Here is a 26,887-nt window from a genome sequence, read left to right on the forward strand (position 1 = left end):
ATGCTATTTTCTTCATCTATTCGATTTAATAGTTCTCTTTTTACTTTCGCTTTGTTCTTCACAGTCACCACCCCCCTAACGTGCGTAATTTTGAAAAAAACCTGACAGTTAACCCCCTCCTCCGGTGCCCCTTAGAGCATTTTTTGATGAAATATTTTAAGGGGGGGGTGTTATTATCGAATCATTTTTACCACTTTTCATCGTGTTCCCATTTGTTGATTTTCTTTTTGAATGTTCTACCGTGTTCTTTATTGTGGCAATCCACACAGACTGTTTCTAAATTATCTATTTCTAATGCAAGTGCTGGATGATGCTCAAGCTCTTTGATATGATGGACAACGAGTTGAATCTTCTTACGCTTTGCACTCTCACTGTATTCATTGGTGTCCACACGAACGCTACCATTGCGCTTACACTCTTGGCATTCATAGTTGTCTCTCTTCTTTACTTGTTCACGTATGCTCTTCCACTCACCACTGTCATAGAACTTACGCTTTTGTTGTTTTGTTTTATATTCTTTCATTCCCCTTTTACCACTCTACTTTCGAACTACTCCTCTGAACAACCATCTATCAACCCTTCTTTTTAATCTTATAAAAAAAGAAGGATTGAATTGCTTTTGATTCTTTTCATCATTCTTTACTAATTCTTCGATTGTCGAATCCGCAAGATGAGTCATTGAATAGAACATAGGTTGTTGCCCATACATTTTATAATATTTAAACTGAAGTTCATCCATTTCTACTACAGTTCGATTTTTAAAATATCTATGATAAATTATATCGTCCAAAGGACTTAGACCGAGCGCATCAATCTTCTTTTGTACCTCTGTTTCAATATTTTTCATCTTCTCCACTCCTCGTCTTATCTGTTCTCATTCACATACCATTTGGGCATTTGCTAATTTATATTCATTTTTATTGGTATATAAAACCAAAATTAACAAATAATAAAAGCGGATGAAGGACTTTCACTACGGCTTTGTACATTGAATGACCCCAACTAGCTATTCTACATCTTTGAAATGTATGAATATGTATGTGCTTCATCCTTTCAGTCACTTCATGAAGGATAAGGAACGTACTGTGTAATTCACATTAAAACTAAACCATATTTTCTTTTGTTACAATTATACAGTCGTTCTTTATTCCTTTTCCATTCTTTACATATTTAGGTTTCCTAACAGGAAATAGACTTCCATCCATACTGTAGTATCTTCTCTCATGTTGTCCTTGCCAAGGACATTTTTGTCAATTCCATTGTATATTCCTCATGTTATAATAATAATCTCTTAATCATATTTGATATCACATACAAGTTATATCAAACCTTCCTGTTTCTCTATTTGCACAGTTACTTATCATCCACAATTGATACGGTAACTGTGCTTTTTTTATTATTCCTTCAGAAGTTCATCTATAGTTTTATCTAACAAACTAACCATCGCTTCTCTTCTTTGCTTTGGTGTTGTGTTATCTTCCAATTCATTAAAAATGGGAATTACACTCTCTAGTTTCCGTTTATCAATACGCTCATTTACAAGCTCTTGCCCTAACAGTGAAATGAATGTACCAATCGCAACCGCCTGTTCCTGTTTAGTTAGTTTCATTTGTTCTCACTCCTTATCCAAAATAAAGCACCCGAATGGATGCTTTAACTCGTATACTTAATTGGTATAAAAACCCAAACCACTTCCTATACTAAGAGTACGAATGAAAAACATATGTAAAGATACTCTCTTTTTCATATTTCATTCTTACAACACCCTATGGCATCAAATACATATGTTCCCCTTCAGCTTTTCCATTTAGATGGATGACGAGCGTGCTTGTATCTCAATTCATAAAGTTCCTCTTTATCATCATACAGTCGCTCTTCATCCAACTTTATTTTACCCTTATTACATGCCATTTCTTAGATTACTTTATTAACAAATCCATGCTAGTATAAAATTACAGTCAAACATAATCCTTCCCCCTACGAAGGCATTTATGTTTTTCACTATCTATTCACACACTGAACAGCCAAATTATGTATCACAACATAATTTGGCTGTTCTTTTATTTTCCATACTCCATCCAAAATGAGCATGAATCTATTTAATTTAAAGAAAAAGAGAGCTACCAAAGAATGGCCGCTCTTACATAATCTATATCGAAAGGAAGGTTTCTAGAAAAAGCACCATCAATAGGTGTTGTCCTACACTTTAATATATGCTTATCCCTTTAAAAAGTTCTATATTTTTGGTAAATAAATAAAAAAATAAACGTGCAATTAACGTCATATGATAAGAATATCGATATTTTTTGGTTTTAAAAACCATATTTGTTTTGTCCTTTAGTTCCATTCCCAACTCATTTACATATATTATCTTGAACCCTTACTTTTCGAACTATTATTTGTTCATGACTCACACACATAACAGTAATAGTGACTGTAAATTCAAAAAAATGGGTACGCTGGCACACGTACTCGTTTTTTTACATAACCAAGGTTATAATATAGTATATGAACACGCTCTATTGCATTTCTTGGTACCCATGTAAAGAAGAAGCGATTTCATTCGCCTTTTTTTTATTGATTCATTTTTATTGGTATTAAAAACCCATTCAAAGTCCATAATACAAATGGAGGAAGAACCTACCATCAAATTGGTGCACTGCATGTGCTTATACCCACTCGTGTATCGTACCAAATGATATCCGTCATTCTTCCTCCCATTTCTATTCCGAAGGTTGAAGAATGCACAGGATACCTTACATCTAGATAGAATAAACCCACCACACTTTTTATTCTGGCATTCTTCATTCCTTCACCCGTTTTTACTTTTACAATTCATCATCCAGTCTTCAGACTTATTTCTTCTTTTGCTTCCATACCCCATTCTTTTTATAATACGTATCTTCTCTATTCATACAGTCAGCTGTACGACCCGAAATATTATATTTTTTATTCTTTTTCTTCCTTCTTTTTTCCTCTTGAATAGCCTGAAAATCTGCTTTCCATTGTGTTAACATATCCTTTTTCACTCGCATCAACTTCTGCCTCTCTTATACACATATACATAGAATTACTCTAACTGAAAAAAGAAAGAACAAGAATCATATATATTACCTGTACCAAGAGATAAATTCAGATGTACTAAAAAAGAGTAACTATACATCAGTTACTCTCTCGTCAAAATCTTATGTTATTACTATAATTCATATTTTCAATGGTTTATATAATGATACCTTACCTTAAGTAAATGTTAAGTTCTATTTGAGTACTCAACCTTCTCTCTCATAGCAGCATGTTTATTATAGATATATTGCGAACTGTAATTTAGATGTTCAGCAATCTTTTCTAATGTCATACCTTCCACATACTTATAATATGCAATTTTATTTTCCAATCCTTTAAATGTACGAATTAACTTTTTCAATGTATACATATCGTTCATCTTATGTGCTAGCTCATATTCAATTGATTCAATACGTTCCTCAACCTTTGCACCTTCCGATTCAGCAGTTAAACGTACTTCTCGCAAATCACCACTGATCCAGCGTTTTAATTCAGCTTTTGTTTTATCTAAGTTGTAATCTAAGTATGCGATTCGTTCCTCTAATTTCTGATAATCTTTCAGCCAGTCAAAAATGATGATTCACCTACTTTCCTTCAGCATTCCACAATCTATTTCAAAATACCAGCTTGTACAAAGATGTTTCTCCAAGCTTTATTAGTTCTGGATTTATCAAACTCTTTTGCACGTCTAGCAAGACGTTTCTTTAATTTCTTTTTCTTATGATTGTTCATCGCTATCACCATGCACTTTCAAATAGTTTTGAGCAAATCATAATTGTTGGCCAATATATTCATCATCCTCATTACCACCACTTACAATCCAATCTCTTATACGATTATTGATATCTTCCAGTACTGGTAAAGGTAATTTAGATGCTATTTCGTTAATTTGTTGTAAATAACTCACTTTATCGTCCCTCATTTCTACTAAGAAACTCTAAATCTCGTAAAACACGTTTATTTTCCTTTATAAGACGTTTTGCCATCTACCTGACCAAATATATTAAGAAAGAAAAACAACTTAGTTTTTTCTCAATCTGAAAAGCCGTTTTTTCGGCGAAATGAAAATTTTATTAATATCCAACCGCTAATCTATTAAAATTCTCTTCATTCTTTTCCTTATACATTCGAATCACGTCATCCCATGTAAACCCAGCAAATATAATTGTTTTATAGAATAAATCCATAATTCCTAATAACGGACCCTTTGCACCAGCTTTATCTTTGAACTCCACTTTTCCAATTAGATAATTAACGTTCTTATCCATATGGAAGAAAGCTTTATTAAAACCGTTAATTTTACTGCCTGTAATTCGAACTCTGTACATTATTTTTTCCAGTTTGAAATCCATTACAACAGATAACCAGAAATGAAGGATATCAACCATTTCTTCTAATAATGATTCTTTCGGCTGTTCAAATTTTGTTGACCACATCTTGAAAGCATTTGTTACGTTCCATGCTTCATTTACTTCATTTTTTAATGCATAAGCTTTATTAAACATCATGTCATAGCGAAGATAGTTCTTTTTATGTTTTGATTTAATATCATCATCAAGTGCCTTTTGCATTGTAAATAATTCAGTTAGATCCACCACAGTATTAGCCATTTTTAATTACATCCTTTCAATTTATAAGTGATATCCTGAGCCGAAGCCCAGGACAGTTATTTATTCAGCAACTTTTTCATCATCAACAATCTTCAACTGACCAGAAGCAACTTCCGTTGTTCCATCTGGTTTAACACTGTACTCTACGCCTTCATGTGGCTCTTCAAAACTCATTTGTCCTTCTGGAACATCATCACTTTGTGGACGACTCTCCATTACTTCTTTAGGAGTTTGATAAGCGAAAGTTAAATCAATCAAGAAATACTGACCGTATTTGTTAAATTTCTCTGCGATTTTGTGCATTTGAAGGTTGTCATTTTCTTTAGCAGTTGAAATAATTTCCTCCGCCTCTTCACGTGTATCTGCACAATGTTGTTCCTTTTGATTAAGTTGTACTTTTGCCATTGATAAATCCCCCTATTAATAATCGTTTTTTGTTGTTCAGTTTAAAATAAACCAATTAGACCTTATTGAATGTTCAATGTTATTTTTCGTTATTAATTACAGCGTTTCTAGCCTTAGAAAGTCTTTCAGCCGCTTTCTGTCTTTGTTCTTCTGTCATCACTCGTAAATTTTTCATTGCTACTTGTTTTTCTTGAAGAACACCTTTTACAGCCGTTGGCCTTCCATCCTCTTCTTCTAAGGTTTGTAATTCACATAGATTACTAAGTTTTCGAATGTGTTTAGAAACAGTAGAGTAAACGTTCCACTGACCTGTGCTATAGTCAAAAACCAATATGGTTTCTTGTTCTTCACGAGAATAAATCATTATTTATATGACTCCCTTCTTCAGATACTCACGAGCCATATATAAGAAATGATGATATATGTAGTTACCGGTTGTAGCAGGCTCAATAAACACTGTTGAAAAGCCATATCGCACTTCAAATGTTTTTAAACTACCAAGCAAGGCTTCTGGTTTGTATTGACTTATATACTCACCCTTCAATATTTTCTGGTATCCTTGTAAATCTTCCACAAGTAGAACAAATGGATGTTTAGCGGCACGAATCAATTCATTTTCAAATCTTGTACGATCTTTAATTGATTGAATTAATTCATCTATAACATTTTTACGCTCTACCCCAGCACTTAAATAAATATCTCGTGTAATGCCCATCTCAGGGTTCTTAGGAATTACCGCTGAATAGTCGGCAGTATCAATTTTTCTAAGTCTGAATGGAACATTCTTTTTGCGGAAATAATCAAGTACGTGTTGGTTTTTCTGTTCTCTTGTATCTACCATGATTTCCAATGTATCCAATATTTCCTTCAATTCTTTTTCTGAATATCGATAATGAATTGCTGGCATTTATTTCACCTTCCTAGAATGCAACATTGCACGATTGAATATTGCTTGTGAAAGCTCGTCCGTTACTTTATTTTCATAGTTGGCCACAGATTCTTTTACATATAACCAACCATTAAGCGAAAAGTTTAACGTTAACTCCATGACTAACCTTGCAGCCGCTTCATCATGATTGAACCAATCATTTATTTTTGGGTTCATGTCTTGCTCAACACCGATAAAAAAATTAATAAGTTTATCTATCGTTTGTTTTACTGCATAATCTTGGTCCGAATAATTACCTTGTAAATATTTAATAATCCGTAGCTTATATTCTTTAATAACTGATTCAATTTCAGGAGCAACCTTTTCATGGTTCTCAATATATAAATCATTCCCATCAAGAACGAGCTTCGCTCCCATCGATTGAACATCAGCACATATTTGTTTTGGATGCATATTACACCTCTTTTTTAACAAGTTACTAAATAGTTACTAAGTTATTTAAAAAGTAACTCGCTTAAATCCAGTCGTATCAAGGGTTTAAGCGTTATTTAGTTATCAAAGTTACTAAAGTTACCCGTTTTTCTATTAAAGTCCTATATATATATTATTTTTTTATTTATTTATTTTCTTAAGAGCCGATATAGGAAACTCAGTAACTTAAGTAACTATTTATCTACAAACATTGTTATATCAACGTTTATACGAGTTACTAAAAAAATAATTAAGTAACTCTTTAGTAACTCTGACTTAAAGTTTTTTCCTATTTATAGGAGTTACGTTGTTTTTATCTTCATTCTCAGTTGAAAATAAATTTGAACCAGCAAGTTTATTTAATGTAATTCCAATAATGAAGTTTTTATTTCCTGTACCTTTTTCTTTTTTAAACCCACGAACTTCTAATTGACGATAAAAAGCACGGTTTTTTAATTCCAATTCGTTATTTTGATAGCACCACTTGGTATAACTTTCATAAAGTGATTTCGCTTCAATTTGCGCCGTAGAATGAACCGTACAATTTTCATCAATAAATGGTCCTAATATATCCATGTCTTCACGATATTCAGCTGTTGCTGCCTTCACGGCTTCAGGAGCGCGCAACCCTTCAGCCTGCCACTTCATGCATCCTTCCACAGCCCACCGTAAAACGCCTGGCATTTCTTTTGCTAATTTATCAGGCAGATCATAATCAATCTTGTCTTTTGGTATCGTTACGGTAAATGGAATAAGCATAATCCTTCTCCATATACCTTCATCTGAACCTTTTACAATTGGTTTATGATTGGTAGTGAAAAACACTTTAAACTCTGGTGTAAATTCAAAGTATTCCTGACGTAAGAAGCGAGCTGACATTTTCTCTCCACCAGTGATTTGTTTAACCAGGGCTTCAGATAATTGTTGTCCCTCTTCACTTTCAACCGCTGATACAAAACGTGCTCCATCTAATCTAGCCACATCGTTATTGATTCCTGAATCATTTCTCTTTTTTAAGAAAGTGTCACTGTTTGTCTGTCTTCCATAATCACCAAGTAGATCCTGAATGATATTAATAAAAGTAGACTTACCATTACGGCCATTACCGAATAAGAAAAACATTACTTGCTCTTTCGTTACACCAGTTAATGAATAACCAATTGCTTTCTGCAGGTAATTAATTAATTCTTGATCCAGTTCACCTGCAGGTGTTTTAAAAATACTTTCCAAGAAAGCTTTCCAGTTTGGACACTCAGAATTTCTTTCATACTTGATTGGAGAAATCTTTGTTAATAACAAGTCACGGTCATGTGGTAATAATTCACCGGTCTTTAAATCGACAACTCCGTTATCACAGTTAAATAAAAAGTTATGAGCATCTAATTCTTTCTTTTTCACTGACACCATCGGTCTTACATCCAATATGCTATTTATTCTAATTGACCGTCTTTCACATTTCTTTGCCCAATCATGTAGTAACTTTGATTGATATTTATCTTCTGTAGCCTTTGCTTCCCCATATATGGCTCTCAACGTTTTGGCTGTGATAGCTTCAATTTGTCTCTTACTATCCTCATGCCAATGCTTACCGTTCCATATAAGCCATTCCAATTCATTACAATAGCGAACATTCTCGCCGTGATAATATGCAATACGTTCTGCGTTTCCTAACTCAGTTAAATGAAACTTTGGTACTTCATCGATAATTTCCTCAGTATCTTCAATTGAATTATCGGAAATATAAACCTCATACTTTTTCTCTTCGGGCGGTTCATAATCAGCTATTGTGGAAGGCGTAGAAAGAATTGCTGTATCAATTGTCATTTGACCATATGTACGACCATCACTTGAATGTGGTTTATCCCACTTCTCACGAAGTAAGGAAGACTCTCTAAACATTGAATCCATCTTTGTAGCATCTTTATCCGTCCAAAATGCTAAATGATTACATAAGGCCATATCAGTTGAAGAGTGGCCACCATTTATCAAAATCCCCTGGAATAAATCTTTAATAGCTGCACCGCTTTTACTATCAAACATTCGCTCCCATAATTCTGTATTCGATAAACTAGTAATATTTTCTCGTTCAAATGAAGTAGTACTTTGTTTCTTTTCAGGCTTTGGCTTTTCTTTCAAATACTTCTCAAATAAAACTTTTAATTCATCCGTTCTATCCTCCACAGGGACTTGATCCAGGCAATCACCGGTGAAAGTAAAATACCTTCCATGCCTGTATACTTCTAATCCGAGATCAACATTTTTCCGCCCTGTACCTGGTCCTTTTAATGGCAGCTTACCTTTTGCAATGATGTGGATACCATCACCACTTGGTGAGTATTCCGTGTAACTATTTACAATTTCAATAACATCCTCAGCTAAACTTGTAAGAGCACCTTCCTGCATACAATGGTCAATATCTATTCCAATGAATGGATCGTCCTTTGAAAACATGAATCCAATTCCATCATAATCTCCTTGTTCATAGAATTTTATGATCGTCGGAAACGTTGACCAGCTCCGTTTATTATTTGATTGAGCCATTTCCCCATTGATTTGATAAGGAACTTTTGTTTTCTTACCATTTCTTACTTCTGACCGCCATAAGATCCAATGAGGAGTGTTTTTAAGCTCTGCCGGTATTTGATTAAATTTATATCTCATTTGATTTTCTCCCTTTGGAAAAGGGAGCCGTTAGTAGCTCCCTCCTATTTGAATCTTGTTAATTAACTTTTAGAATGGGACATCCTCATTCGTAATTGTAAATGCAGTATTTGGAGCCGATGCTTCTGATTCTTTAAATCCATTTACTTGCGGATATTTTTTACCGTTATATTCACGCTCACCTACTACTACACGAAGATGTTTAGTTAAAAGTGTATCTGCCCATTCTTTATAAGAAGCAAATTTCATTCCTGTTGGAAAAGCTGCAGCTTTAGAAATCGCTTGTAATCTCCACATTGATTTTTCAGTTACAACAAAATTATCGAATAAGAGCTTTTGTCCTTGGAATTCTTGGTCTACATCACTACGAATTTCATAATCCACAACAATCATGTTGTTTCCTGATTCAGCTTTTTTTAATTCATAATTAACAACTGTTACCTCATATTCTCCTGGCTTAACTTGTTCAAATCCTTTAGCTTGTTCATGATCTACTGTAAACATTATTTTTCCTCCTTGTTGTTAAAAACTTGTAATCTATCTAAAGCAGCATTTAAATATTTAAGATTGAAATCTTGGAGTTTTTGTTTTGTTTTAAACTCAATTTCATCTAGCATCTTCGCTGCTTCATCACTGGATTCAACAATTTCTATAATTTTTGCAATAAGAGCATTTCTTTCATTCTCTTGTTCCGCTCTCACATCCACACCAAGTTCTAACCATTTATAAATGATTGCACCATGCTCTGGCTTAATTAATTCACCATTTTCATTTATTAAATTAGAATTATCCTTAGTTGGTGTAGCTGTATGATTTTGCTCCATACGTAGAACAATCATGAATTCGTACTCCAAATCATCTTTCTGAATTGGTTTTAATCCTAACTTACGAATTTGAAGCTTATCATTATCATCACGCTCAGCTTGATATTCTTGCTTAGTACGTAACGTAGCGATAATATGAACATCATTTTCTGTAAGTGATTTAATAAACTCTTTAATAACCGGCTTCATTGTTTTCCAATCTTGAAAACGGCCACCTAAATCTTGCTGCTGGTCCAAGATACCTCCGATACCTTCCCAAGCATGTGAAAGACTATCTGCAATAACAACCTCACAACCACTTTTCTTTAATAATTCAATCGCTTGTTGGTATCGCACTGTAGAATATGGTGCATCAAGTTCAACATATTTAAAGCTACCAATCTTGTAACCTTTAATTGTATTGTTTGCATAAAGAAGCGAACGTTTATGTTCCGTATCGATAACTCCAATCTTCTTCCACAATTCTTCTTCTGGTAACTCAGGATAAGCTTCTTTCATCATTCCATATGCCAGGATTAAAGAAGTTAATGTTTTACCTCCGCCACTTGCACCGAATAATGCTATACAAGCTTTCAGCTTTTCACGTTGTGCGTCTGTTACTTGCAACATATTTATACCTCCACACTATAAGAAATGGACTCAGGCTTAATCGTCACCCCTGGGACAATTTGTCCATCACCATCTACAACAACTTTTTCATCACCGATTTGAACAATTTTCAATGTCTTCTTTAAATCGGCCCATTTCACACTATTTTTGATGAACTCAGCAAGGTCATTTTGAATGACATAATCTAAAAGTAATGCTTCATCACCTTTATCCGGCGTTTCCTTACTCTTACGAGTTTTAGATTTACCATAAGGCGTACTAATCGTTTTCTGCTTTGGATCCGCTGCAAGTTGTTCCGCATGATAACGTTGAACATGGCTTTCAAAGAAGGTGATACTATTATGGACGGAAATTAATTCGCCTTTTTCCCATTCAGCAATACGATCACGTTCAACATTTGCTAATTGGTTAATTTCCTTTTCCTTTGATTTAAGAGCAGATAGTTTACGGAATGCCCAGTTCAGGCCATTAATATCCGTAATTTCAAATGGTTGCTCCGCATCTTGCAATTGGTCCACTTCTAATAATTCATTTTGTTGTAATGCATTCATCGATATTACCTCCAAATTTATTTTTCTTTTCCTGTGCGCTATACAGCGAATAATATGTAAAACCGTTATTATCAAAAGAAACTTCAAAAGGATAATCCTTAGATACGCGACTTACTATCATAGGTTGTACTTCCGCTTCCTGTAGCAAGAATTCAAATACCTTGTGAGTTACATGTACTTGCTTATCACGAACACTGATAATTCCTTTGTCATATGCATTGTGGATGGCTTGCACACTTTCAGTGATTATTTTAATATCCATCAATAAAACGCTCCTTTACATGAAATCAATTCATGCTATAATGACTGTGAATTTTGTTTTTCTAAATCACCTGTTGGCGCAGGTGGTTTTTCTTTTTATACAGCTCGAAAGCATTCAACATTTTGTTCCGCAATTAAGTAGTTTGTTAGATTCCCTTCAAGTACGGCATTCTGTCCGAACATAAAATACCTATCATCTTGCTTAATTTCACAACCATAGAAATCTTCAACTGGATGATCAGTTTTCTTAATCGATTCCTTTTTGGCGATGTCTTCCACAAATATTGCATCGATATTACTCACACTAATGTGTAATGGTACTGTCGGAGTTGCACCTTCATATTCAATTCCTGATAAAAATCCAAAGCTATTTTTAAATGTTTTAAATTGCTCTACTGTAAAACTTGCTTTGGCACCTGATTTAAAAACTAACGTTACTTCTTTCATTTAACTCACCTCCCTTCATATGCATCATTTAAACTGCTTACGTTCTCCCATTTTGCTGTAAATCTCAGCGATGATTAAACCTGTTTTAGTTAGTTCAGCATCGTTTGATATTAAATGATTCTGATTCATTCGAGTCAGTTGGGCCCTAGTAATTAATTGCAAGTTATCCAATATAATATTTTGTTTATTGCTGTCTAAAAAAATAAGGCAATGTTCTTTTGGTATGGGACCATGTTCCTTTTCCCACAAGACTCTGTGTTTGTGCCTCCACCGTTTGTGCCAAGGTCCTTTATCTGAAACCTTGACTAGTACATAACCATCACGATCGATTCGTTCACTACCGACTGGTTTATAATTTGTTGCTTGTTGTCCTTTTTTAAATTGCGTCTCAACTCCACCCCTCGTAAGGCCTTTTTTACCCTTATTAAAAGGAACATGACCTTTTTCAAAGTGGCCAGTTAAACTGCTGGAAATTTTATTATTTTCTTAAATGTTTTTATTTGTTTTATTGAAATACTCAAATCAAATTCTTTATTTATTAAGTTCGTTAGAGCCTGATTAGACAATCCTTTTGCATTTTCTCGAATAAAAGCCACTTGTTCATCGTTAAAAAGTTTCGCCATCCTTTAACCCTCCAACATTTTTGGTTTGGTAAGATCCTTTGATTTGTATTCTGTATGAAACTTTTGAGCGTTTAACACTAAAGTTCCATTCGAAATGATTTGATTAGCTACGCTTGTTATAGAACGAGCCCTTTCTATTTCCTCGACTAATTTATCTCCCACTAAGTCCTCATCACTTAAACGCTCGAGTTGAGCAAATAAATGATTATTCAAGTCACCTAGCGTATTTCTCATTTAACTCACATCCCTTCGAATTGAAGCCTTACGGTTCATTTCCCTTAGCTCACACTTTGCTTCTAATTCAGTAATAAGTAATAACGCTGGACTATTTCTCATTTCTGCACATCTTTTTACAACATCTGATGCTTTCATTAATTTACTTGAGGATAATACTCCGTTCATGATTGGTCACCTTCCTTTTTCTCTTGTTCAGCCTTACGAGCTGCTAAAATACGAGGGACTGAAGTTTTCATAAAAAACTCGGCCATCTTTAACGCCGTTTCTTCACTTGGCGGATTATCCAATATAGTTCGTTCCATTTATCTCACCATCCACTTCAAAAACTTCATGTTTTATGAAGTTAGTTGGTAAAAAAATTTCTTCAATTCCTTTTCCAAACTTTTGAGCGATTAAAAACATTTCATTCGCTTTAAATTGAGTAACTCCATGTTCCTTGTTGATATATGTTCTTTTATCAACTCCTATTAAATTTGCCATATCCTGTTGATTTAGCATATTATACATACGTAGCCTTACTAGTTTGTCTTGCAATGTTCCCACCTCCTCGCTAACGATTTTCATATTACATGAAGTTTTGACATAATTCAACATATTTTTTCATGTTTTATGAAATTTATTTATTTTTTCTTGTTTCATGAAACTTCCAGTTTAAAACTTCATGAAATATGATATAATAGAACCAGAAAGGAGATGAAACTTCATGAAACAAGATATCTCTAAATATGTTGGTCAACAAATTAAAAACTTTAGGAAACTAAAGAAAATGACCCAAAAAGAATTAGGATTACGAATAGGAAAAAAACATAATACAATTTCATCTTATGAAAATGGGACAAACGAACCTGAACAAGATGTATTATTTGCAATAGCACAAGCATTGGATATATCAATTAATGATTTGTTCCCACCAACAAATGAAGTGTATAAGCCAAATACTCCAACTATTTCTTTAGTACGTGAATCTTCATATACTTATGTTCCAACTGCAATTTCAGCTGGTTTACCTCTAGAAATTGATGGAATGACAGAAATGGATTTGGAAACTATACATATTCCTGATTCATTAATGGGGAAGTGGGCAGGCAGAGAAGATATTTTTATGACCCGTGTTAATGGTGACTCGATGAATAAAGTTATACCACATACCTCTTTGATTGCCGTAAAAGAAGTTACTTTAGAGGAACTTTATGATAATGACATAGTTGTTTTTAGTAATGGCTGTGATTATTCTGTAAAACGTTTCTTTAATGATAAGCAAAATAAACGATTAATATTCCGACCGGATTCATATGACAATCGTTTCTTTGATTACACAGTTCCTTATGAAGATGCTGCGAATATAAAAATACATGGTAAAGTAGTAATGTACGTAGCTACATTAAACTAATACCTATATCAATTAAATCTTTAGCGCTAGGAATTTAATGGACAGCCCGTACAGCTGTCCTCTTTTTAAAAGGAGAGATAAATAGTGACTGTTGGAATTTATATAAGAGTAAGCACTGAAGAACAAGTACGAGATGGTTTCTCGATTTCAGCTCAACGTGAAAAGCTAAAAGCATATTGCGTGGCACAAGACTGGGATAATTTTAAATTTTATGTAGATGAAGGCGTATCAGCAAAGGATACGAATCGCCCACAATTAAGCATAATGTTAGAACATATCAAAAAAGGATTAATTAATACTGTTTTAGTTTATCGTCTAGATCGTCTAACACGTTCTGTTATGGACCTATACAAACTACTAGATACATTTGATAAATACAATTGTGCTTTTAAATCAGCAACAGAAGTTTATGATACTTCCACGGCTATGGGGAGAATGTTTATTACAATTGTAGCTGCATTAGCTCAATGGGAAAGAGAAAATTTAGGTGAACGTGTAAGAATGGGACAATTAGAAAAGGCTCGCCAAGGAGAATATTCAGCAAAGGCCCCATTTGGATTTGATAAAAATGAGTATAGCAAATTAATTATAAATCTAGAAGAAAGCAAAGTAGTTTTAGATATGGTAAGAAAAATTGAAGAGGGTTATTCCATCAGACAACTCGCCGACCATTTAGACGGCTATATTAAGCCCATAAGAGGTTATAAATGGCATATACGCAACCATATTAGATATTCTCTCTAATCACGCCATGTACGGAGCGATAAGGTGGTCTAATGAGATAATAGAGAATGCTCACCAAGGAATTATTACGAAAGATAGATTTATGAAGGTTCAACAACTACTATCTAGTCGCCAAAATTTTAAAAAACGTAAAACCACTTCTATCTTCATTTTTCAAATGAAATTACTTTGCCCCAATTGCGGAAATCATTTAACTTGTGAAAGAGTAATGTATCATAGAAAAAAAGATAATCAAGATATTGAGCATAATCGATATCGTTGTCAGGCTTGTGTTCTAAATAAGAAAAAGGCTACCTCTATTTTTTCCTCTAGTGAGAAAAAAATAGAGGTAGCCTTTTTAGATTACATTGAAAAATATAGATTCAAACAGGTACCGAAATTCCAAACAGAAGACAATGAAATTGATATCTTAAAGAAACAATTATCTAAAGTAGAACGACAAAGAGAAAAGTTTCAAAAAGCATGGTCAAACGATCTACTGACAGATGAAGAGTTTGCCAATCGAATGAAAGAAACGAAACAAGAGCTAGAATCGATAAAAGAAAAGTTGAAATCTTTAAGTTCCAATGAAAACGAAAATATAGATGATAATGCTATAAAAGAAATTATAAATAATATTAAAAGTAATTGGTCATATTTATCATCTAATGAGAAAAAACAATTTATGAATATGTTCATAGAGAATATCAAAATTGATAAAAAAGGCGGAGTTACAGAAGTATTAGATATAGAATTTTATTAGTGTTTATGTTACATTTACACAAACAAAATGCTCTTGTTGTAAAAAGCGCATTTCTTCCATCATGTATTTTGCACAATCTTCTGGACTTCGAATACTATATCTATTTTGATATTCTAAACGTACCATTCTTCTGCCTAGCTCAAAGGCTGCCATAAGTTGCGATGCCTTTGAAATCCCAATACCATGTATACTAATTAGCTCTTCTAATGTTGCATCTTTCAACATACGTAAGCCATCAAATTGGTGTAAAATTTTATCTGACAACTTTAAAACTGTTTCTTCTTTAGAACCTGTTCTGAGTAACACTGCGAGGAGCTCTCGATTTGATAAACTTCCAGCACCTTCTAACAATAAACGCTCCCGTGGTTGTTCTTCTCTTACAACATCACGAATACCGTTCATCTCTCCACCCCTTTATTTGTTCTCTCAAAGAAAACCCCATGCAATTTTACGCATGGGTTACATCAATATCAAATTGTTTTAATTCTCGAACGAGACGTGCAATTGGTAAGCCAACTACACTATAGTAGTCCCCTTGAATATGTTGAACGAAAATAGACCCTTTACCTTGAATCCCATAACTACCTGCTTTATCAAGAGGTTCTTTTGACGCGACGTATGTATCAATTTCCTCTTCTGTTAATTCCCAAAACGTAACTTCTGTACGCTCATAAAAAGTAACCGTTTTTTCTTTTGATATAATCGCAACACCTGTATACACTTCATGTGTTTTCCCAGATAGTAATTGTAACATCTCTTTCGCCTCATCCTTATTAGAAGGCTTACCAAGGATACGCGACTCATATGTAACAATTGTATCTGCACCTAACACAATGTAATCACTATTGTTTTCTGCAACCGCTGATGCTTTTTGCAAGGCAAGCGACATTACAATATCAGAAGGCGATGAATATGCACCAATTGTTTCCTCTACTTCACTTACAACGATTTCAAATGGTACGCTAGCTAACTCAAGCAATTCCTTCCTCCGAGGTGACCCTGAAGCTAAAATTATTTTTTTCATATTTTCTCCTTCCTTTCTCACATGAAGCAGAACAATTTATATCAATCGTATCAAAGGAATAGTTTGCCCACAAATGAAAGAAATATTAATTTCTCTAACTAAAAATAACACTTCTTTATTGCATACGATTATATTCCTGTCATAGAGAAAGCACTTTGCTCTAAATTCAAAAGAAAAGAAAGAAGTACATGTACTTCTTTCTTACTCATTTTATTATCCTATCATTTCACTTTCTACGAAACAATTTTTTCATACGAGAGTAAGCCATCAATAATAACTTGATTTAATTTCGCCAAAGATTCCTTATCCATTTTCCCATCTTTTACTGTTTGTACAGCTACCGACGTATACATATACAGTTTCTTTGCTTCTTCTCGCTTCATACTTTTCCCTTCTTTTTCAATCGCTTTCCATTCTTTTTCAATCACTTCTATATCTTTTGCGCTGCTTTTTCCACCAACTTGTACGCTAGAAGCATATTTTGCTAAATGAGTATATAATGGCTGCACTTTTGTTAAAAATGTTCCTACTTCTTTATCATCTTTCAGCAATGCTTTATCTGTTATATCCCAGTTCTTTTTTAAAACGGAGACACCATCATTTTTATATTTAGTCATTAATTGATTTATAGCCTGTTCATCGCTAGCAATACCAACAACTATTGCATACTTATCCCCGCTCGGTCTCAAAGCACCAATGCCCCCATTGCCTTTCCATTCTTCAAGAGCTGCCTGTCCCTTTTCTTCAGAAGAATAAAGCCCCCCTTGAACAAAAAATAATTTCATCGGATCCAATGACGTTCCTGTCTGCGCCTTTTGTTTTTCTTCTTTCGGTGCTGGTGTTTGTTCTGCCGTTCCACCCACCTTTGATTCTCCATTTCCAGTCGGCCTTGAAGCAGTTACTTCACTTCCTCCTGTTGTTCCTTGTCCAGTAAGTAAATGAAGCATCCCCATTCCAAACGCCGTACCGATAATAATTGCGGTTGCAACGATTGCAATTAATGTATTACTCCACTTCTTTCGGTATTTTTCCACAGACACTGATTTCGCTTTTTGAAACGGAACAACATTTTTAGGTCGTTCACTTTCTACTACCATCCATTCAAATTCATCTTTCTTCTTTTCCTCATACTTCGCTTCTGTTCCATTCACTTTCACTGAGATCGTTCGTGATTGCTTGTCCATACACTCACACCTCACCTCTTATCGTTGTCCGCATCATATCATATTCATTTCACAAAAAAACGAGATATTTGTCAGAGGAATTCGTCAAATAACCCTATATATTTATCTTATATGTATGCATTTGACTTCATTTGTAGAACAAAAAAACTAGATAGTAAAGACTATCTAGTTTTTCTCTCGAATATATTTTCGAACTTCAGAAATGAAATAAAGAGAACCTGTTATGATAAAAACATCATTTTCCCCTATCATTTCAACTTTTGTATCAATTGCCTCTTTCCAATTTTCAAAAACTAATTTTGATTCTTTTTGTGAATATGATGCAAGCTTGTCTGCAGAAATAGCACGATCAAAGGCGAATGTTGTAAAAATCATTTCATCTGCAATGGTTTCTAATCGGCCTACCATGTTATGCAATTGTTTATCACCAAGGGCAGTAAATAAAACTATTACATTTTTATCTTTGTAATGCGCTTCTACTGTCTTCACAAGGCTTTCGATACCTTCTGGATTATGAGCACCATCTATAATAATATCCGGGTTACTTTGTAGCTTTTCAAAGCGCCCAATCCAATACGCTTCCCGTAATCCCGTTCTTATTCCCTCTTCCTCAATTAAAAATGATAAATATGTTTTTACATACATTACTGCCATAAGTGCTAGCGCTGCATTTCCTACTTGATGAATACCTTTCATTGAGATTTGCAAATCTTCAAATGCGGTAAAAGGACAAGTAAAATCAAACTGTTCCCCATCTTCGTTAGACTGTTTATGTAACGCTGTAAAATGCTTGCCAAGTTCGTATAAGTTTGCATGGTTTTCCTTTGCAACATTTTGAATGACTTGCAAAGCTTCTTCATCTTTTACACCAGTAATTACCGGCACACCAGACTTAATAATCCCCGCCTTTTCATATGCAATTTCTCCTAGTGTATTCCCTAAAATATGCATATGATCGTGACCGATATTCGTAATAATCGTGAGAACAGGGTGTATAACATTGGTAGAATCAAAACGTCCACCGAGCCCTGTTTCAAATAAAACAACATCACAGAAATTGACTTTACCGAAATAGCAAATTGCCATAACAGTAATAATTTCAAACTCAGTCGCTTCCCCTAAATCCGTTTCATCTAGTTTTTCCACGACTGGTTTTACCATCTTTACGAGTTCAGTAATCTCTTCATCTGCAATTGGTGTTCCATTCACACTAATGCGTTCATTAAATGTTTCGATGTAAGGGGAGGTAAACGTTCCTACCTTATATTTCGCGCCTTCTAACATGTAACGCATATATGTTAACGTTGAACCTTTTCCATTTGTACCAGCAAGATGAACACATTTTATATGACGCTCTGGATTTCCGAGCTCTTCTAGCATCCAATTCATTCTTTCTAATCCTGGTTTAATACCAAATTTCAATCGGCTATGAATCCACCCTATCGCTTCTTCGTATGTATGTATCACGTATGCTTTTCCCCTTTCAAAAGACAACTTTCATAGTTCTATTATACGCAAAGAAAAGAGACTCACCAATATAGTGAGTCTCTAAAAATATTTTTACTTTTCAAGATCTGCTAGACGTTGACGAACTGCTTCGCGTTTTTCTAGGTAATCTTGCTCTTTCGCACGCTCTCCTTCAATAACCGCTGCAGGAGCTTTCGCTACGAAACCTTGGTTAGAAAGTTTCTTCTGTACACGTTCTACTTCTTTATCGAACTTCTCAAGTTCTTTCTCAAGACGAGCTCTCTCTTCATCAAGATTGATAAGATCAGCTAACGGTAAGAATAACTCTGCACCTGATACGATTGCAGTCATTGCTTTTTCTGGCGCTTGTAAGTCCGTTTGAATTGTTAATTCGCTTGGGTTACAGAAACGCTCAATGTAAGAGCTATTTTTCGTAAGTTGAGCAAGTACAGCCTCATCTTTTGCTTTAATTTGCATTTGAACTTTTTTGCTCATTGGTGTATTTACTTCTGCACGAATGTTACGAACAGAGCGAATGATATCAACTAGAAGGTGCATTTCTGCCGCAGCTTCCGTATCTTGTAAATCTTCGCGAACTGTTGGCCACGCAGCTACTGTAATAGACTCGCCTTCATGCGGTAAATGTTGCCAAATCTTCTCTGTTACGAATGGCATGAATGGGTGTAATAGACGCATTGTTTGATCTAATACGTAAGCTAAAATAGAACGAGTCGTTTTCTTAGCTGCTTCATCTTCACCGTATAGTGGAAGTTTCGCCATCTCAATGTACCAGTCACAGAAATCATCCCAAATGAAGTTGTATAATGAACGACCAGCTTCACCGAACTCATATTTATCCATATTACGTGTTACACTCTCGATTGTTTCGTTTAAGCGAGTTAAGATCCACTTATCTGCAACTGATTTTTCACCAGTTAAATCGATTTCTTCATACTTCATATCATCCATGTTCATTAATACGAAACGTGATGCGTTCCAAATTTTATTAATGAAGTTCCAAGTAGATTCTACTTTTTCCATGCTGAAACGTAAATCTTGACCTGGCGCACTTCCTGTTGATAAGAAATAGCGCATTGCATCTGCACCGTACTTCTCGATAACATCCATTGGGTCAATACCGTTACCAAGAGATTTACTCATCTTACGACCTTGCTCATCACGAACTAAACCGTGAATTAATACATCTTTAAATGGACGCTCGCCTGTAAACTCTAAACCTTGGAAAATCATACGAGATACCCAGAAGAAGATGATGTCATAACCCGTTACTAGTGCATCTGTTGAATAGTAACGTTTGAAGTCTGCTGAATCTTCATTTGGCCAACCAAGTGTTGAGAATGGCCATAGCGCTGAACTGAACCATGTATCAAGTACGTCGTTATCTTGATTCCAGTTTTCAATATCTGCTGGTGCTTCTGTACCTACGTATACTTCACCAGTTTCTTTATGGTACCAAGCTGGAATACGGTGTCCCCACCATAATTGACGAGAAATACACCAGTCATGAATATTTTCCATCCAACGTAAATATGTGTTTTCAAAACGCTCTGGTACGAACGTTACTTTTTCTTCTTCTTTTTGTTGAAGCGCTACTGCTTTTTCAGCAAGTGGAGCCATTTTTACGAACCATTGTGTTGATAAGTAAGGCTCAACAACTGCACCGCTACGCTCACTATGACCTACTGAATGCATATGTGGCTCGATTTCTACTAATACGCCAGCTTCTTGTAAGTCTTTCACTAATTCTTTACGGCATTCGAAACGATCCATACCGTTATATTTACCAGCTTTTTCGTTCATCGATCCATCTTCGTTCATTACTAAGATGCGTGGTAAGTCATGACGGTTACCTACTTCAAAGTCGTTCGGGTCATGAGCTGGTGTAATTTTTACAACGCCTGTTCCGAAGTCTTTTTCTACATACTCATCAGCAATAATCGGAATCTCACGGCCTACGATTGGAAGTGTAACTGTTTTTCCGATTAAATGTTTGTAACGATCATCTTCTGGATGAACTGCTACCGCTGTATCACCAAGCATCGTTTCTGGACGAGTAGTAGCAAGGCGAATGTAACCTGAACCGTCCGTTAACGGATAGTTCATATGGTAGAATGCACCTTGAACTTCTTTATGAATTACTTCAATATCAGAAAGAGCTGTGCGTGTTGCTGGATCCCAGTTGATAATATATTCACCGCGGTAAATTAAGCCTTTTTCGTATAATTGAACGAATACTTTATTAACCGCATCAGATAAACCTTCGTCTAATGTGAAACGTTCGCGAGAATAGTCTAGTCCTAAACCAACTTTCCCCCATTGTTGACGAATGTGAGAAGCGTACTCTTCTTTCCACTCCCAAGCTTTTTCAAGGAATTTCTCACGGCCAAGATCGTAACGTGAAATACCTTCTTCACGAAGTTTTCCTTCTACTTTCGCTTGTGTTGCGATGCCAGCATGGTCCATTCCTGGAAGCCATAACACATCGTAACCTTGCATACGCTTCGTACGAGTTAAAATATCTTGAAGAGTTGTATCCCAAGCATGACCTAAGTGTAACTTACCAGTTACGTTCGGAGGTGGAATTACAATTGTATACGGTTGTTTCTTCTCGTCTCCTGTTGCTTCAAAATATTTGCCTTCAAGCCACCATTGATAAAGGCCTTCTTCAACGGACATATGATCATATTTAGTTGGTAAATTCTTTTCCGTGTTTGACATTATTTTCCCTCCTTAAAATAAAAAATGTCCCTCATCCAAAAAGGACGAGGGACATCGCGGTACCACCTTTATTTACAAACAAATTCATAATTTGCTTATACTCTTAATTTGATAACGGACAAATCCGTCTTTTCCTAATGAGAACTATTCTGTTCAGAAAAGATGCTCCAGGGCTACCTTCTAACATAACTATCTAGAGAATCTCCCAGCTACTGATTCTCCTCTCTGAAGACGTTTCATGTTATACTCTTCCCCTTCAAGGCATTTATATGATTGTTAATTATTATATACAATAGTGTAAAAAACGAAACCTTATTCGTCAAGATAAATTTAAAACTATGACTTTTCGGGTGAATATAAAGAAGATAAGTAGCATTCTCTACTTATCTTCTTTATCCCGCTATTTGCGGGCAATAAGACCCCACCTCAAAATTCAGCTAAAACAAAGAAGTTAGGTTGGAGCCACCCGCTGATTAAAGTTTTACTTTACCCGTTCCCTTGCTGGGCAGCTTGTAATTGTGACAGGAAATATTCTATATTGCTAACGAGCCAATGCGATTGTTGCAAACTCTTTACTCCGCGCAGTTCATTTTCCTCGTTGCGATTATCTCTTCTTTTCTTATAAGACTGGATTTGCCGAATAAATTGCGATGGATACGTCATATACGCAAACATAAGTAGTTGCTCTTCTTTCGTAAAAGGGAAATTTTTTTGATACATTTGAAACCATTCAAACCGATCACTTCTTGCGATTGGATATGTGTTTAAAGACCGTGAATAAAAACCTACTATATCTTGCACAGGCGTTGCAAACTTCGATTTTTCCAAACTAATAAAATAGCCATTTCGCTCATAGTCAAATAAAAAATGATTAAGTGACACGTTACCATGCACAAAAGTAATACGTGTTTTCTCTTTTTCTTTCATCGCATCGTTCCACTCATTTAATTGCTTCGTTGCAAATTCACGCGCTCTCATTACATGATGATAGTACGTACAATATTGTAATTCAAACGGGGACATATACCATTTTGATTCAGATTCTACGAGAAACTCTTCTAACATCTCACCATCATTTTCCCAGCGATCGGATATAGTTGTATAATGTTTTTCTAAATCTTCTTCCGTATATGTTTCTTCCTTCACAGTTTTTTGATGCAACGTTCCAAGTGTCTGAAACATTTTATGGTATTGATCATTATCCTCGCCGTTTCCTTCTGCACGTTCTAACCAAGGCATTAAATAATAATTATACGTCCCGTCACTTAAAATATAATTTCCATCCGTCGCGTGGTATATAGGTACATAATTTGAAAAACCTTTCTCCTTCAAATATTGAATATGATGCAGAAAATTATTCCGCTCTAACTTTCTGCCTTCTATTTTCTTGAGTGCATATGGACCTTGATTCGTATAAATTTTCATTACGCTTCCGTGCTCTTCCATATGCTGCGTATCCAATCTATATTGCCTCACGATAGGTTCATAGTGATTTCGTAATTCAATATCCATACGAATAACCCTTTCTATTCAAAACATAGCCTCTAAGAAAAGAAGCGAATGAAAACACTCACTTCCTTATTTCGCCTTTACCCTTGAAACGGGAATATAAATAATTTGCCCCGTATTTAAAAATATATCTTCTGTTTGATTGACACGGCACACATTTTGCACAGACGTTTCATAACGTTCTGCAATAGATTCAATTGTATCCCCTTCTTGCACGAAATACATTCTTAACTTTGTAAATTCTTCTTCCGGTTCTTTCGTAAATAGTTTTGTTAAATAAAGCGCATTTTCATCTCGCTGTGAGTACTCTTCTTCTTGTTCTTCCTGCTTTTTCGCTTTTTCTTTCTTGAAATCTTTTCGCCCAAACAATTCAAATTGCGGCGTTGTTTCTTGCTCCTCTTCACGCTCCACAAATTCATGTTCCTCTATCTTCTCTTCTTCTAATTCCTGCTCTTTTCTTTCCTCTAATTGGAACGGTTCAAATGCGTAATCTTCCCACTCATCTGATTCCTTATATGCTGGTTCTTCTACATGCGGCGCCGGTCTATTTTCATCCTCTTGCGCTGAATCTTCTTCTAACTCGGCATACACCGTTTCTTCCTCTTCAGCTTCATCCTCGTTTCTCTCTTCATCACACAAACCGGTAATAGATATATCCGCTAATAATTGTAAGCAACCATTTTCCTTTAATTCATAATCAAATTCCTCAATTGATACATATAGCTCTTCAATTACTTTCACTCGATTTCTCGGAATTGATATTTCAAGCGGAAAGGAATGAACAAGTTCATTAACCCCATCTTCCCTTGTTTCTACATAATCAATTGACTTTGCTGGCGATAGTTCTCTTAATGAATACGCCGAATCATCTTTTCGTGCAACATACTCTCCCGTTAAATCTAATTGCCCTCTCACGATTACTTCATGATCAAGCTCTTCTATCTCAACGTCTGGATCTAACGAAATTGACAAAAGTTCATCGACTTCCTGTCCCTTTTGGAACCAAACAGATTCTTTTAATGAAAATCGTAACGAATGATCTGCAGCCACTTCTTTTCCCCCTCCCAAACTATATGTCATTACAGATTTATGTAGGGAAAGCTTACTTTATGAATAAAAAAAAATCGCTCCCCTTATGGAGAGCGATTTTTCTCTAATACATTATTTTAATTTTGACATTGCAATTTCAGCTGCTGCAATCGTCGCCTCAATATCTGCGTCACTATGTGCTGTCGATAAGAATAAACCTTCGAATTGAGATGGCGGTAAGAATACACCTTGTTCTACCATTTCACGATAGTAAGCCGCAAAGAATTCTAAGTTTGAAGATTTTGCTGCATCGTAATTAATAACGGGCTCATCTGTAAAGAAAATACCAATCATAGAACCTGCACGGTTAATACGATGTGGAATGCCATGTTTTTCAGCTGCTTTACGTAATCCAGCTTCCAACATTTCAGCTTTACGCTCAAATTCTACATATGATTCTGGCGTTAACTGTACTAACGTTTCATAACCTGCTGCCATTGCAAGTGGATTACCTGATAAAGTACCAGCTTGGTAAATCGGTCCGCTTGGTGCAACTTGGCGCATAATTTCTGCTTTACCACCGTATGCTCCTACTGGTAAACCACCACCGATTACTTTACCTAAGCATGTTAAATCAGGTGTTACGCCATAATAACCTTGGCCACAATTATAAGCTACTCGGAACCCTGTCATTACTTCATCAAAAATAAGCAATGCACCGTTTTGTTCTGTTACTTCACGAAGACCTTCTAAAAATCCAGGCTGCGGAGGAACAACCCCCATATTTCCTGCTACTGGTTCTACAATTACACAAGCAATATCATCACCGAATTGTTCAAACGCGTATTTTACGCTTTCTAAATCGTTATAAGCTACTGTAATCGTATTTTTCGCTACACCTTCTGGTACACCAGGACTATCTGGTAAACCTAAAGTCGCCACACCAGAACCAGCTTTAATTAATAGCGAATCACCATGACCGTGGTAACAACCAATAAATTTCAAGATTTTATTACGACCTGTATAACCACGAGCTAAACGTAGTGCACTCATTGTTGCTTCCGTTCCAGAGTTAACCATACGCACAATCTCAATTGATGGCACGCGCTCAATAACAAGTTTTGCTAATTTATTTTCAATTTCTGTTGGTGCACCGAAGCTTGTACCTCTTTCAGCAACAGATTTTAACGCTTCTACAACACGATCATTTGCATGACCATGAATTAAAGGCCCCCATGATAATACGTAGTCGATGTATTCATTCCCATCAATATCATATACTTTAGAGCCTTTTCCACGCTCCATAAACAACGGATTCATCCCAACAGATTTAAAAGCACGAACCGGGCTATTTACGCCACCAGGCATTAAGTCTTGTGCCTCTTCAAACGCCGCAATCGATTTATCAAACTTTTTCATTATTTAGCCCCTCCTTCTTGTAACCATTTTGCTGCATCTTTCGCATGATACGTAATAATTAAGTCTGCTCCTGCACGTTTCATACTAATTAATTTTTCAAGAACAACTTCTTTTTCATTAATCCAGCCATTTTGCGCTGCCGCTTTAATCATCGAATATTCACCACTTACATTATAAGCGACAACTGGTAAATTAAAGTTATTTTTCACATCACGAACGATATCTAAGTAAGAAAGAGCTGGTTTTACGATTAAGAAATCTGCACCTTCCATTACATCTGATTCTGCTTCACGGAATGCTTCCATACGGTTTGCCGGATCCATTTGATATGTTTTACGGTCACCAAATTGCGGTGCACCGTGCGCAGCATCACGGAATGGTCCATAAAATGCTGATGAATATTTCACAGCGTACGACATAACTGGCACGTGTCCAAAACCATTTTCGTCTAATGCATGGCGAATTGCTGTTACGAAGCCGTCCATCATGTTTGATGGCGCAATAATGTCCGCTCCTGCTTTCGCTTGACTTACAGCTGTTTTCGCAAGAACTGCAAGAGACTCGTCATTTAAAATAATACCATCTTCAATTACACCGCAATGACCATGGCTTGTAAATTGACATAAACATGTGTCTGCAACTACTACTAGCTCAGGGAAATCACCTTTAATTTGCTGAATAGCACGTTGTACAATTCCATGATCACAATATGCTGATGATCCAACTTCATCCTTTTCAGCAGGTAAACCAAATACAATAACAGAACGAATACCTAAATCAACAACTTCTTGCATTTCAGCTTGCAATAAATCTAAAGACATTTGATATACGCCTGGCATAGAAGGAACTTCATTACGAACATTTTCACCTTCTAATACAAAAATAGGGTAAATAAAATCTCCCGTATGTAAAAACGTTTCACGCACAAGCGCACGCATGCCCCCGCTTTGTCTTAAACGACGATGACGATTAAATTGTAAAGAGTTCAT

General features: G+C 35.4%; 33 protein-coding genes, 2 pseudogenes and 1 other annotated feature. Of the genes and pseudogenes, 2 read left to right on the forward strand and 33 right to left on the reverse strand.

Annotated elements, in window-relative coordinates; all coding sequences use genetic code 11:
• Nucleotides 1-187: 187 nt before the first annotated feature.
• From ACQRBL_RS22190 to ACQRBL_RS22305, 24 genes are all read right to left on the reverse strand, one after another.
• Nucleotides 188-523: an HNH endonuclease gene (locus ACQRBL_RS22190; RefSeq protein WP_144641254.1), complete on the reverse strand. Its 336-nt coding sequence runs from the start codon at nt 521-523 to the stop codon at nt 188-190.
• Nucleotides 524-538: 15 nt separating this feature from the next.
• Entirely contained in the window at nt 539-847 is a 309-nt protein-coding gene (locus ACQRBL_RS22195) for a hydrolase (protein WP_144641257.1), read from the reverse strand.
• 549 nt (nt 848-1,396) lie between these two features.
• A complete protein-coding gene (locus ACQRBL_RS22200) occupies nt 1,397-1,609 on the reverse strand; it encodes a hypothetical protein (RefSeq protein WP_144641261.1) in 213 nt (70 codons plus the stop codon).
• A 1,246-nt stretch (nt 1,610-2,855) separates the two neighbouring features.
• Nucleotides 2,856-3,035, reverse strand: coding sequence for a hypothetical protein (locus ACQRBL_RS22205; protein ID WP_144641264.1), 180 nt, complete (start codon nt 3,033-3,035; stop codon nt 2,856-2,858).
• Between the two features lie 215 nt (nt 3,036-3,250).
• On the reverse strand, nt 3,251-3,637 hold the full coding sequence (locus tag ACQRBL_RS22210) for a hypothetical protein (RefSeq protein WP_144641267.1): 387 nt from the start codon (nt 3,635-3,637) through the stop codon (nt 3,251-3,253).
• A gap of 35 nt (nt 3,638-3,672) precedes the next feature.
• Nucleotides 3,673-3,795 carry a DUF3983 domain-containing protein gene (locus ACQRBL_RS22215; RefSeq protein ID WP_144641270.1) on the reverse strand — a complete coding sequence of 41 codons (123 nt, stop codon included), beginning with the start codon at nt 3,793-3,795 and terminating at the stop codon, nt 3,673-3,675.
• Nucleotides 3,796-3,832: 37 nt separating this feature from the next.
• Complete coding sequence (locus ACQRBL_RS22220) at nt 3,833-3,970, reverse strand: DUF6877 family protein (RefSeq protein WP_392389084.1); 138 nt, start codon at nt 3,968-3,970, stop codon at nt 3,833-3,835.
• Between the two features lie 166 nt (nt 3,971-4,136).
• Nucleotides 4,137-4,673 carry a dUTP diphosphatase gene (locus ACQRBL_RS22225; RefSeq protein ID WP_144641273.1) on the reverse strand — a complete coding sequence of 179 codons (537 nt, stop codon included), beginning with the start codon at nt 4,671-4,673 and terminating at the stop codon, nt 4,137-4,139.
• Between the two features lie 60 nt (nt 4,674-4,733).
• The gene (locus ACQRBL_RS22230; protein WP_144641276.1) at nt 4,734-5,078 is read right to left on the reverse strand and encodes an organic solvent tolerance protein OstA; all 345 of its coding nucleotides are present in this window, start codon (nt 5,076-5,078) and stop codon (nt 4,734-4,736) included.
• A gap of 79 nt (nt 5,079-5,157) precedes the next feature.
• Nucleotides 5,158-5,442 (reverse strand): hypothetical protein, encoded by a 285-nt coding sequence (locus ACQRBL_RS22235; RefSeq protein ID WP_144641279.1) that lies wholly within the window; start codon nt 5,440-5,442, stop codon nt 5,158-5,160.
• Nucleotides 5,443-5,445: 3 nt separating this feature from the next.
• A complete protein-coding gene (locus ACQRBL_RS22240; RefSeq protein ID WP_411996236.1) occupies nt 5,446-5,985 on the reverse strand; it encodes an ERCC4 domain-containing protein in 540 nt (179 codons plus the stop codon).
• Nucleotides 5,986-6,420: a hypothetical protein gene (locus ACQRBL_RS22245; protein WP_144641285.1), complete on the reverse strand. Its 435-nt coding sequence runs from the start codon at nt 6,418-6,420 to the stop codon at nt 5,986-5,988.
• A 294-nt stretch (nt 6,421-6,714) separates the two neighbouring features.
• Nucleotides 6,715-9,099: a phage/plasmid primase, P4 family gene (locus ACQRBL_RS22250; RefSeq protein ID WP_411996237.1), complete on the reverse strand. Its 2,385-nt coding sequence runs from the start codon at nt 9,097-9,099 to the stop codon at nt 6,715-6,717.
• A 69-nt stretch (nt 9,100-9,168) separates the two neighbouring features.
• Nucleotides 9,169-9,603, reverse strand: a complete 435-nt coding sequence (locus ACQRBL_RS22255; protein ID WP_411996238.1) for a DUF669 domain-containing protein — start codon at nt 9,601-9,603, stop codon at nt 9,169-9,171.
• A complete protein-coding gene (locus ACQRBL_RS22260; RefSeq protein ID WP_411996239.1) occupies nt 9,603-10,532 on the reverse strand; it encodes an AAA family ATPase in 930 nt (309 codons plus the stop codon). Before ACQRBL_RS22260 ends, ACQRBL_RS22255 begins: the two co-directional genes overlap by 1 nt.
• A 2-nt stretch (nt 10,533-10,534) precedes the next feature.
• Complete coding sequence (locus tag ACQRBL_RS22265) at nt 10,535-11,083, reverse strand: host-nuclease inhibitor Gam family protein (RefSeq protein WP_411996240.1); 549 nt, start codon at nt 11,081-11,083, stop codon at nt 10,535-10,537.
• Nucleotides 11,061-11,345: a hypothetical protein gene (locus tag ACQRBL_RS22270; RefSeq protein WP_411996241.1), complete on the reverse strand. Its 285-nt coding sequence runs from the start codon at nt 11,343-11,345 to the stop codon at nt 11,061-11,063. The genes ACQRBL_RS22265 and ACQRBL_RS22270 overlap by 23 nt, the downstream gene beginning before the upstream one ends.
• Before the next feature lie 95 nt (nt 11,346-11,440).
• Nucleotides 11,441-11,791 carry a YqaI family protein gene (locus ACQRBL_RS22275; RefSeq protein WP_411996242.1) on the reverse strand — a complete coding sequence of 117 codons (351 nt, stop codon included), beginning with the start codon at nt 11,789-11,791 and terminating at the stop codon, nt 11,441-11,443.
• A 24-nt stretch (nt 11,792-11,815) separates the two neighbouring features.
• Entirely contained in the window at nt 11,816-12,040 is a 225-nt protein-coding gene (locus ACQRBL_RS22280) for an HNH endonuclease signature motif containing protein (protein WP_411996243.1), read from the reverse strand.
• A 209-nt stretch (nt 12,041-12,249) separates the two neighbouring features.
• On the reverse strand, nt 12,250-12,414 hold the full coding sequence (locus tag ACQRBL_RS22285) for a hypothetical protein (protein ID WP_411996244.1): 165 nt from the start codon (nt 12,412-12,414) through the stop codon (nt 12,250-12,252).
• 3 nt (nt 12,415-12,417) lie between these two features.
• On the reverse strand, nt 12,418-12,648 hold the full coding sequence (locus tag ACQRBL_RS22290) for a hypothetical protein (RefSeq protein ID WP_098213900.1): 231 nt from the start codon (nt 12,646-12,648) through the stop codon (nt 12,418-12,420).
• Nucleotides 12,649-12,816, reverse strand: coding sequence for a hypothetical protein (locus ACQRBL_RS22295; protein WP_411996245.1), 168 nt, complete (start codon nt 12,814-12,816; stop codon nt 12,649-12,651).
• Nucleotides 12,813-12,953, reverse strand: a complete 141-nt coding sequence (locus ACQRBL_RS22300) for a hypothetical protein (RefSeq protein ID WP_002145541.1) — start codon at nt 12,951-12,953, stop codon at nt 12,813-12,815. The genes ACQRBL_RS22295 and ACQRBL_RS22300 overlap by 4 nt, the downstream gene beginning before the upstream one ends.
• A complete protein-coding gene (locus ACQRBL_RS22305; RefSeq protein WP_411996246.1) occupies nt 12,931-13,185 on the reverse strand; it encodes a helix-turn-helix transcriptional regulator in 255 nt (84 codons plus the stop codon). Before ACQRBL_RS22305 ends, ACQRBL_RS22300 begins: the two co-directional genes overlap by 23 nt.
• A gap of 169 nt (nt 13,186-13,354) precedes the next feature.
• Between ACQRBL_RS22305 and ACQRBL_RS22310 the strand changes: the two genes are divergently transcribed.
• Nucleotides 13,355-14,041, forward strand: coding sequence for a helix-turn-helix domain-containing protein (locus tag ACQRBL_RS22310; RefSeq protein ID WP_411996247.1), 687 nt, complete (start codon nt 13,355-13,357; stop codon nt 14,039-14,041).
• Between the two features lie 84 nt (nt 14,042-14,125).
• Nucleotides 14,126-15,527 (forward strand): annotated as a pseudogene (locus tag ACQRBL_RS22315) (recombinase family protein).
• A gap of 15 nt (nt 15,528-15,542) precedes the next feature.
• On the opposite strand, the pseudogene ACQRBL_RS22320 reads toward ACQRBL_RS22315, so the two are convergent.
• The 9 genes and pseudogenes from ACQRBL_RS22320 to hemB form a co-directional block, all read right to left on the reverse strand.
• A pseudogene (locus ACQRBL_RS22320) lies at nt 15,543-15,929 on the reverse strand (UPF0758 domain-containing protein); the annotation flags it as partial.
• A 46-nt stretch (nt 15,930-15,975) separates the two neighbouring features.
• A complete protein-coding gene (locus ACQRBL_RS22325) occupies nt 15,976-16,551 on the reverse strand; it encodes a Maf family protein (RefSeq protein WP_000720495.1) in 576 nt (191 codons plus the stop codon).
• A 233-nt stretch (nt 16,552-16,784) separates the two neighbouring features.
• Entirely contained in the window at nt 16,785-17,735 is a 951-nt protein-coding gene (locus tag ACQRBL_RS22330; protein ID WP_000361016.1) for a hypothetical protein, read from the reverse strand.
• A gap of 165 nt (nt 17,736-17,900) precedes the next feature.
• On the reverse strand, nt 17,901-19,202 hold the full coding sequence (locus tag ACQRBL_RS22335) for a bifunctional folylpolyglutamate synthase/dihydrofolate synthase (protein ID WP_053563604.1): 1,302 nt from the start codon (nt 19,200-19,202) through the stop codon (nt 17,901-17,903).
• Nucleotides 19,203-19,295: 93 nt separating this feature from the next.
• Nucleotides 19,296-21,941 (reverse strand): valine--tRNA ligase, encoded by a 2,646-nt coding sequence (locus tag ACQRBL_RS22340; RefSeq protein WP_153592562.1) that lies wholly within the window; start codon nt 21,939-21,941, stop codon nt 19,296-19,298.
• Between the two features lie 37 nt (nt 21,942-21,978).
• Nucleotides 21,979-22,210 (reverse strand) — a binding site (T-box leader).
• Nucleotides 22,211-22,427: 217 nt separating this feature from the next.
• On the reverse strand, nt 22,428-23,453 hold the full coding sequence (ysxE, locus tag ACQRBL_RS22345) for a spore coat protein YsxE (protein WP_000350660.1): 1,026 nt from the start codon (nt 23,451-23,453) through the stop codon (nt 22,428-22,430).
• Between the two features lie 66 nt (nt 23,454-23,519).
• On the reverse strand, nt 23,520-24,530 hold the full coding sequence (spoVID, locus tag ACQRBL_RS22350) for a stage VI sporulation protein D (protein ID WP_003271973.1): 1,011 nt from the start codon (nt 24,528-24,530) through the stop codon (nt 23,520-23,522).
• Nucleotides 24,531-24,611: 81 nt separating this feature from the next.
• Nucleotides 24,612-25,898, reverse strand: a complete 1,287-nt coding sequence (hemL, locus tag ACQRBL_RS22355; RefSeq protein ID WP_000712946.1) for a glutamate-1-semialdehyde 2,1-aminomutase — start codon at nt 25,896-25,898, stop codon at nt 24,612-24,614.
• Nucleotides 25,898-26,887 carry a porphobilinogen synthase gene (hemB, locus tag ACQRBL_RS22360; protein WP_411996248.1) on the reverse strand — a complete coding sequence of 330 codons (990 nt, stop codon included), beginning with the start codon at nt 26,885-26,887 and terminating at the stop codon, nt 25,898-25,900. Before hemB ends, hemL begins: the two co-directional genes overlap by 1 nt.

Source organism: Bacillus sp. AF62, from assembly GCF_050312695.1.
In the GTDB taxonomy this organism is placed as follows: domain Bacteria; phylum Bacillota; class Bacilli; order Bacillales; family Bacillaceae_G; genus Bacillus_A; species Bacillus_A cereus.

Bases quoted from the DNA above. Each gene is read 5' to 3' on its own strand.
- ACQRBL_RS22190 (WP_144641254.1), bottom strand. From the start codon at position 523: ATGAAAGAATATAAAACAAAACAACAAAAGCGTAAGTTCTATGACAGT.
- ACQRBL_RS22195 (WP_144641257.1), bottom strand. From the start codon at position 847: ATGAAAAATATTGAAACAGAGGTACAAAAGAAGATTGATGCGCTCGGT.
- ACQRBL_RS22200 (WP_144641261.1), bottom strand. From the start codon at position 1,609: ATGAAACTAACTAAACAGGAACAGGCGGTTGCGATTGGTACATTCATT.
- ACQRBL_RS22205 (WP_144641264.1), bottom strand. From the start codon at position 3,035: ATGCGAGTGAAAAAGGATATGTTAACACAATGGAAAGCAGATTTTCAG.
- ACQRBL_RS22215 (WP_144641270.1), bottom strand. From the start codon at position 3,795: ATGAACAATCATAAGAAAAAGAAATTAAAGAAACGTCTTGCTAGACGT.
- ACQRBL_RS22225 (WP_144641273.1), bottom strand. From the start codon at position 4,673: ATGGCTAATACTGTGGTGGATCTAACTGAATTATTTACAATGCAAAAG.
- ACQRBL_RS22230 (WP_144641276.1), bottom strand. From the start codon at position 5,078: ATGGCAAAAGTACAACTTAATCAAAAGGAACAACATTGTGCAGATACA.
- ACQRBL_RS22235 (WP_144641279.1), bottom strand. From the start codon at position 5,442: ATGATTTATTCTCGTGAAGAACAAGAAACCATATTGGTTTTTGACTAT.
- ACQRBL_RS22240 (WP_411996236.1), bottom strand. From the start codon at position 5,985: ATGCCAGCAATTCATTATCGATATTCAGAAAAAGAATTGAAGGAAATA.
- ACQRBL_RS22245 (WP_144641285.1), bottom strand. From the start codon at position 6,420: ATGCATCCAAAACAAATATGTGCTGATGTTCAATCGATGGGAGCGAAG.
- ACQRBL_RS22250 (WP_411996237.1), bottom strand. From the start codon at position 9,099: ATGAGATATAAATTTAATCAAATACCGGCAGAGCTTAAAAACACTCCT.
- ACQRBL_RS22255 (WP_411996238.1), bottom strand. From the start codon at position 9,603: ATGTTTACAGTAGATCATGAACAAGCTAAAGGATTTGAACAAGTTAAG.
- ACQRBL_RS22260 (WP_411996239.1), bottom strand. From the start codon at position 10,532: ATGTTGCAAGTAACAGACGCACAACGTGAAAAGCTGAAAGCTTGTATA.
- ACQRBL_RS22265 (WP_411996240.1), bottom strand. From the start codon at position 11,083: ATGAATGCATTACAACAAAATGAATTATTAGAAGTGGACCAATTGCAA.
- ACQRBL_RS22270 (WP_411996241.1), bottom strand. From the start codon at position 11,345: ATGGATATTAAAATAATCACTGAAAGTGTGCAAGCCATCCACAATGCA.
- ACQRBL_RS22275 (WP_411996242.1), bottom strand. From the start codon at position 11,791: ATGAAAGAAGTAACGTTAGTTTTTAAATCAGGTGCCAAAGCAAGTTTT.
- ACQRBL_RS22285 (WP_411996244.1), bottom strand. From the start codon at position 12,414: ATGGCGAAACTTTTTAACGATGAACAAGTGGCTTTTATTCGAGAAAAT.
- ACQRBL_RS22290 (WP_098213900.1), bottom strand. From the start codon at position 12,648: ATGAGAAATACGCTAGGTGACTTGAATAATCATTTATTTGCTCAACTC.
- ACQRBL_RS22295 (WP_411996245.1), bottom strand. From the start codon at position 12,816: ATGAACGGAGTATTATCCTCAAGTAAATTAATGAAAGCATCAGATGTT.
- ACQRBL_RS22300 (WP_002145541.1), bottom strand. From the start codon at position 12,953: ATGGAACGAACTATATTGGATAATCCGCCAAGTGAAGAAACGGCGTTA.
- ACQRBL_RS22310 (WP_411996247.1), top strand. From the start codon at position 13,355: ATGAAACAAGATATCTCTAAATATGTTGGTCAACAAATTAAAAACTTT.
- ACQRBL_RS22325 (WP_000720495.1), bottom strand. From the start codon at position 16,551: ATGAAAAAAATAATTTTAGCTTCAGGGTCACCTCGGAGGAAGGAATTG.
- ACQRBL_RS22330 (WP_000361016.1), bottom strand. From the start codon at position 17,735: ATGGACAAGCAATCACGAACGATCTCAGTGAAAGTGAATGGAACAGAA.
- ACQRBL_RS22340 (WP_153592562.1), bottom strand. From the start codon at position 21,941: ATGTCAAACACGGAAAAGAATTTACCAACTAAATATGATCATATGTCC.
- ysxE (WP_000350660.1), bottom strand. From the start codon at position 23,453: ATGGATATTGAATTACGAAATCACTATGAACCTATCGTGAGGCAATAT.
- spoVID (WP_003271973.1), bottom strand. From the start codon at position 24,530: ATGACATATAGTTTGGGAGGGGGAAAAGAAGTGGCTGCAGATCATTCG.
- hemL (WP_000712946.1), bottom strand. From the start codon at position 25,898: ATGAAAAAGTTTGATAAATCGATTGCGGCGTTTGAAGAGGCACAAGAC.
- hemB (WP_411996248.1), bottom strand. From the start codon at position 26,887: ATGAACTCTTTACAATTTAATCGTCATCGTCGTTTAAGACAAAGCGGG.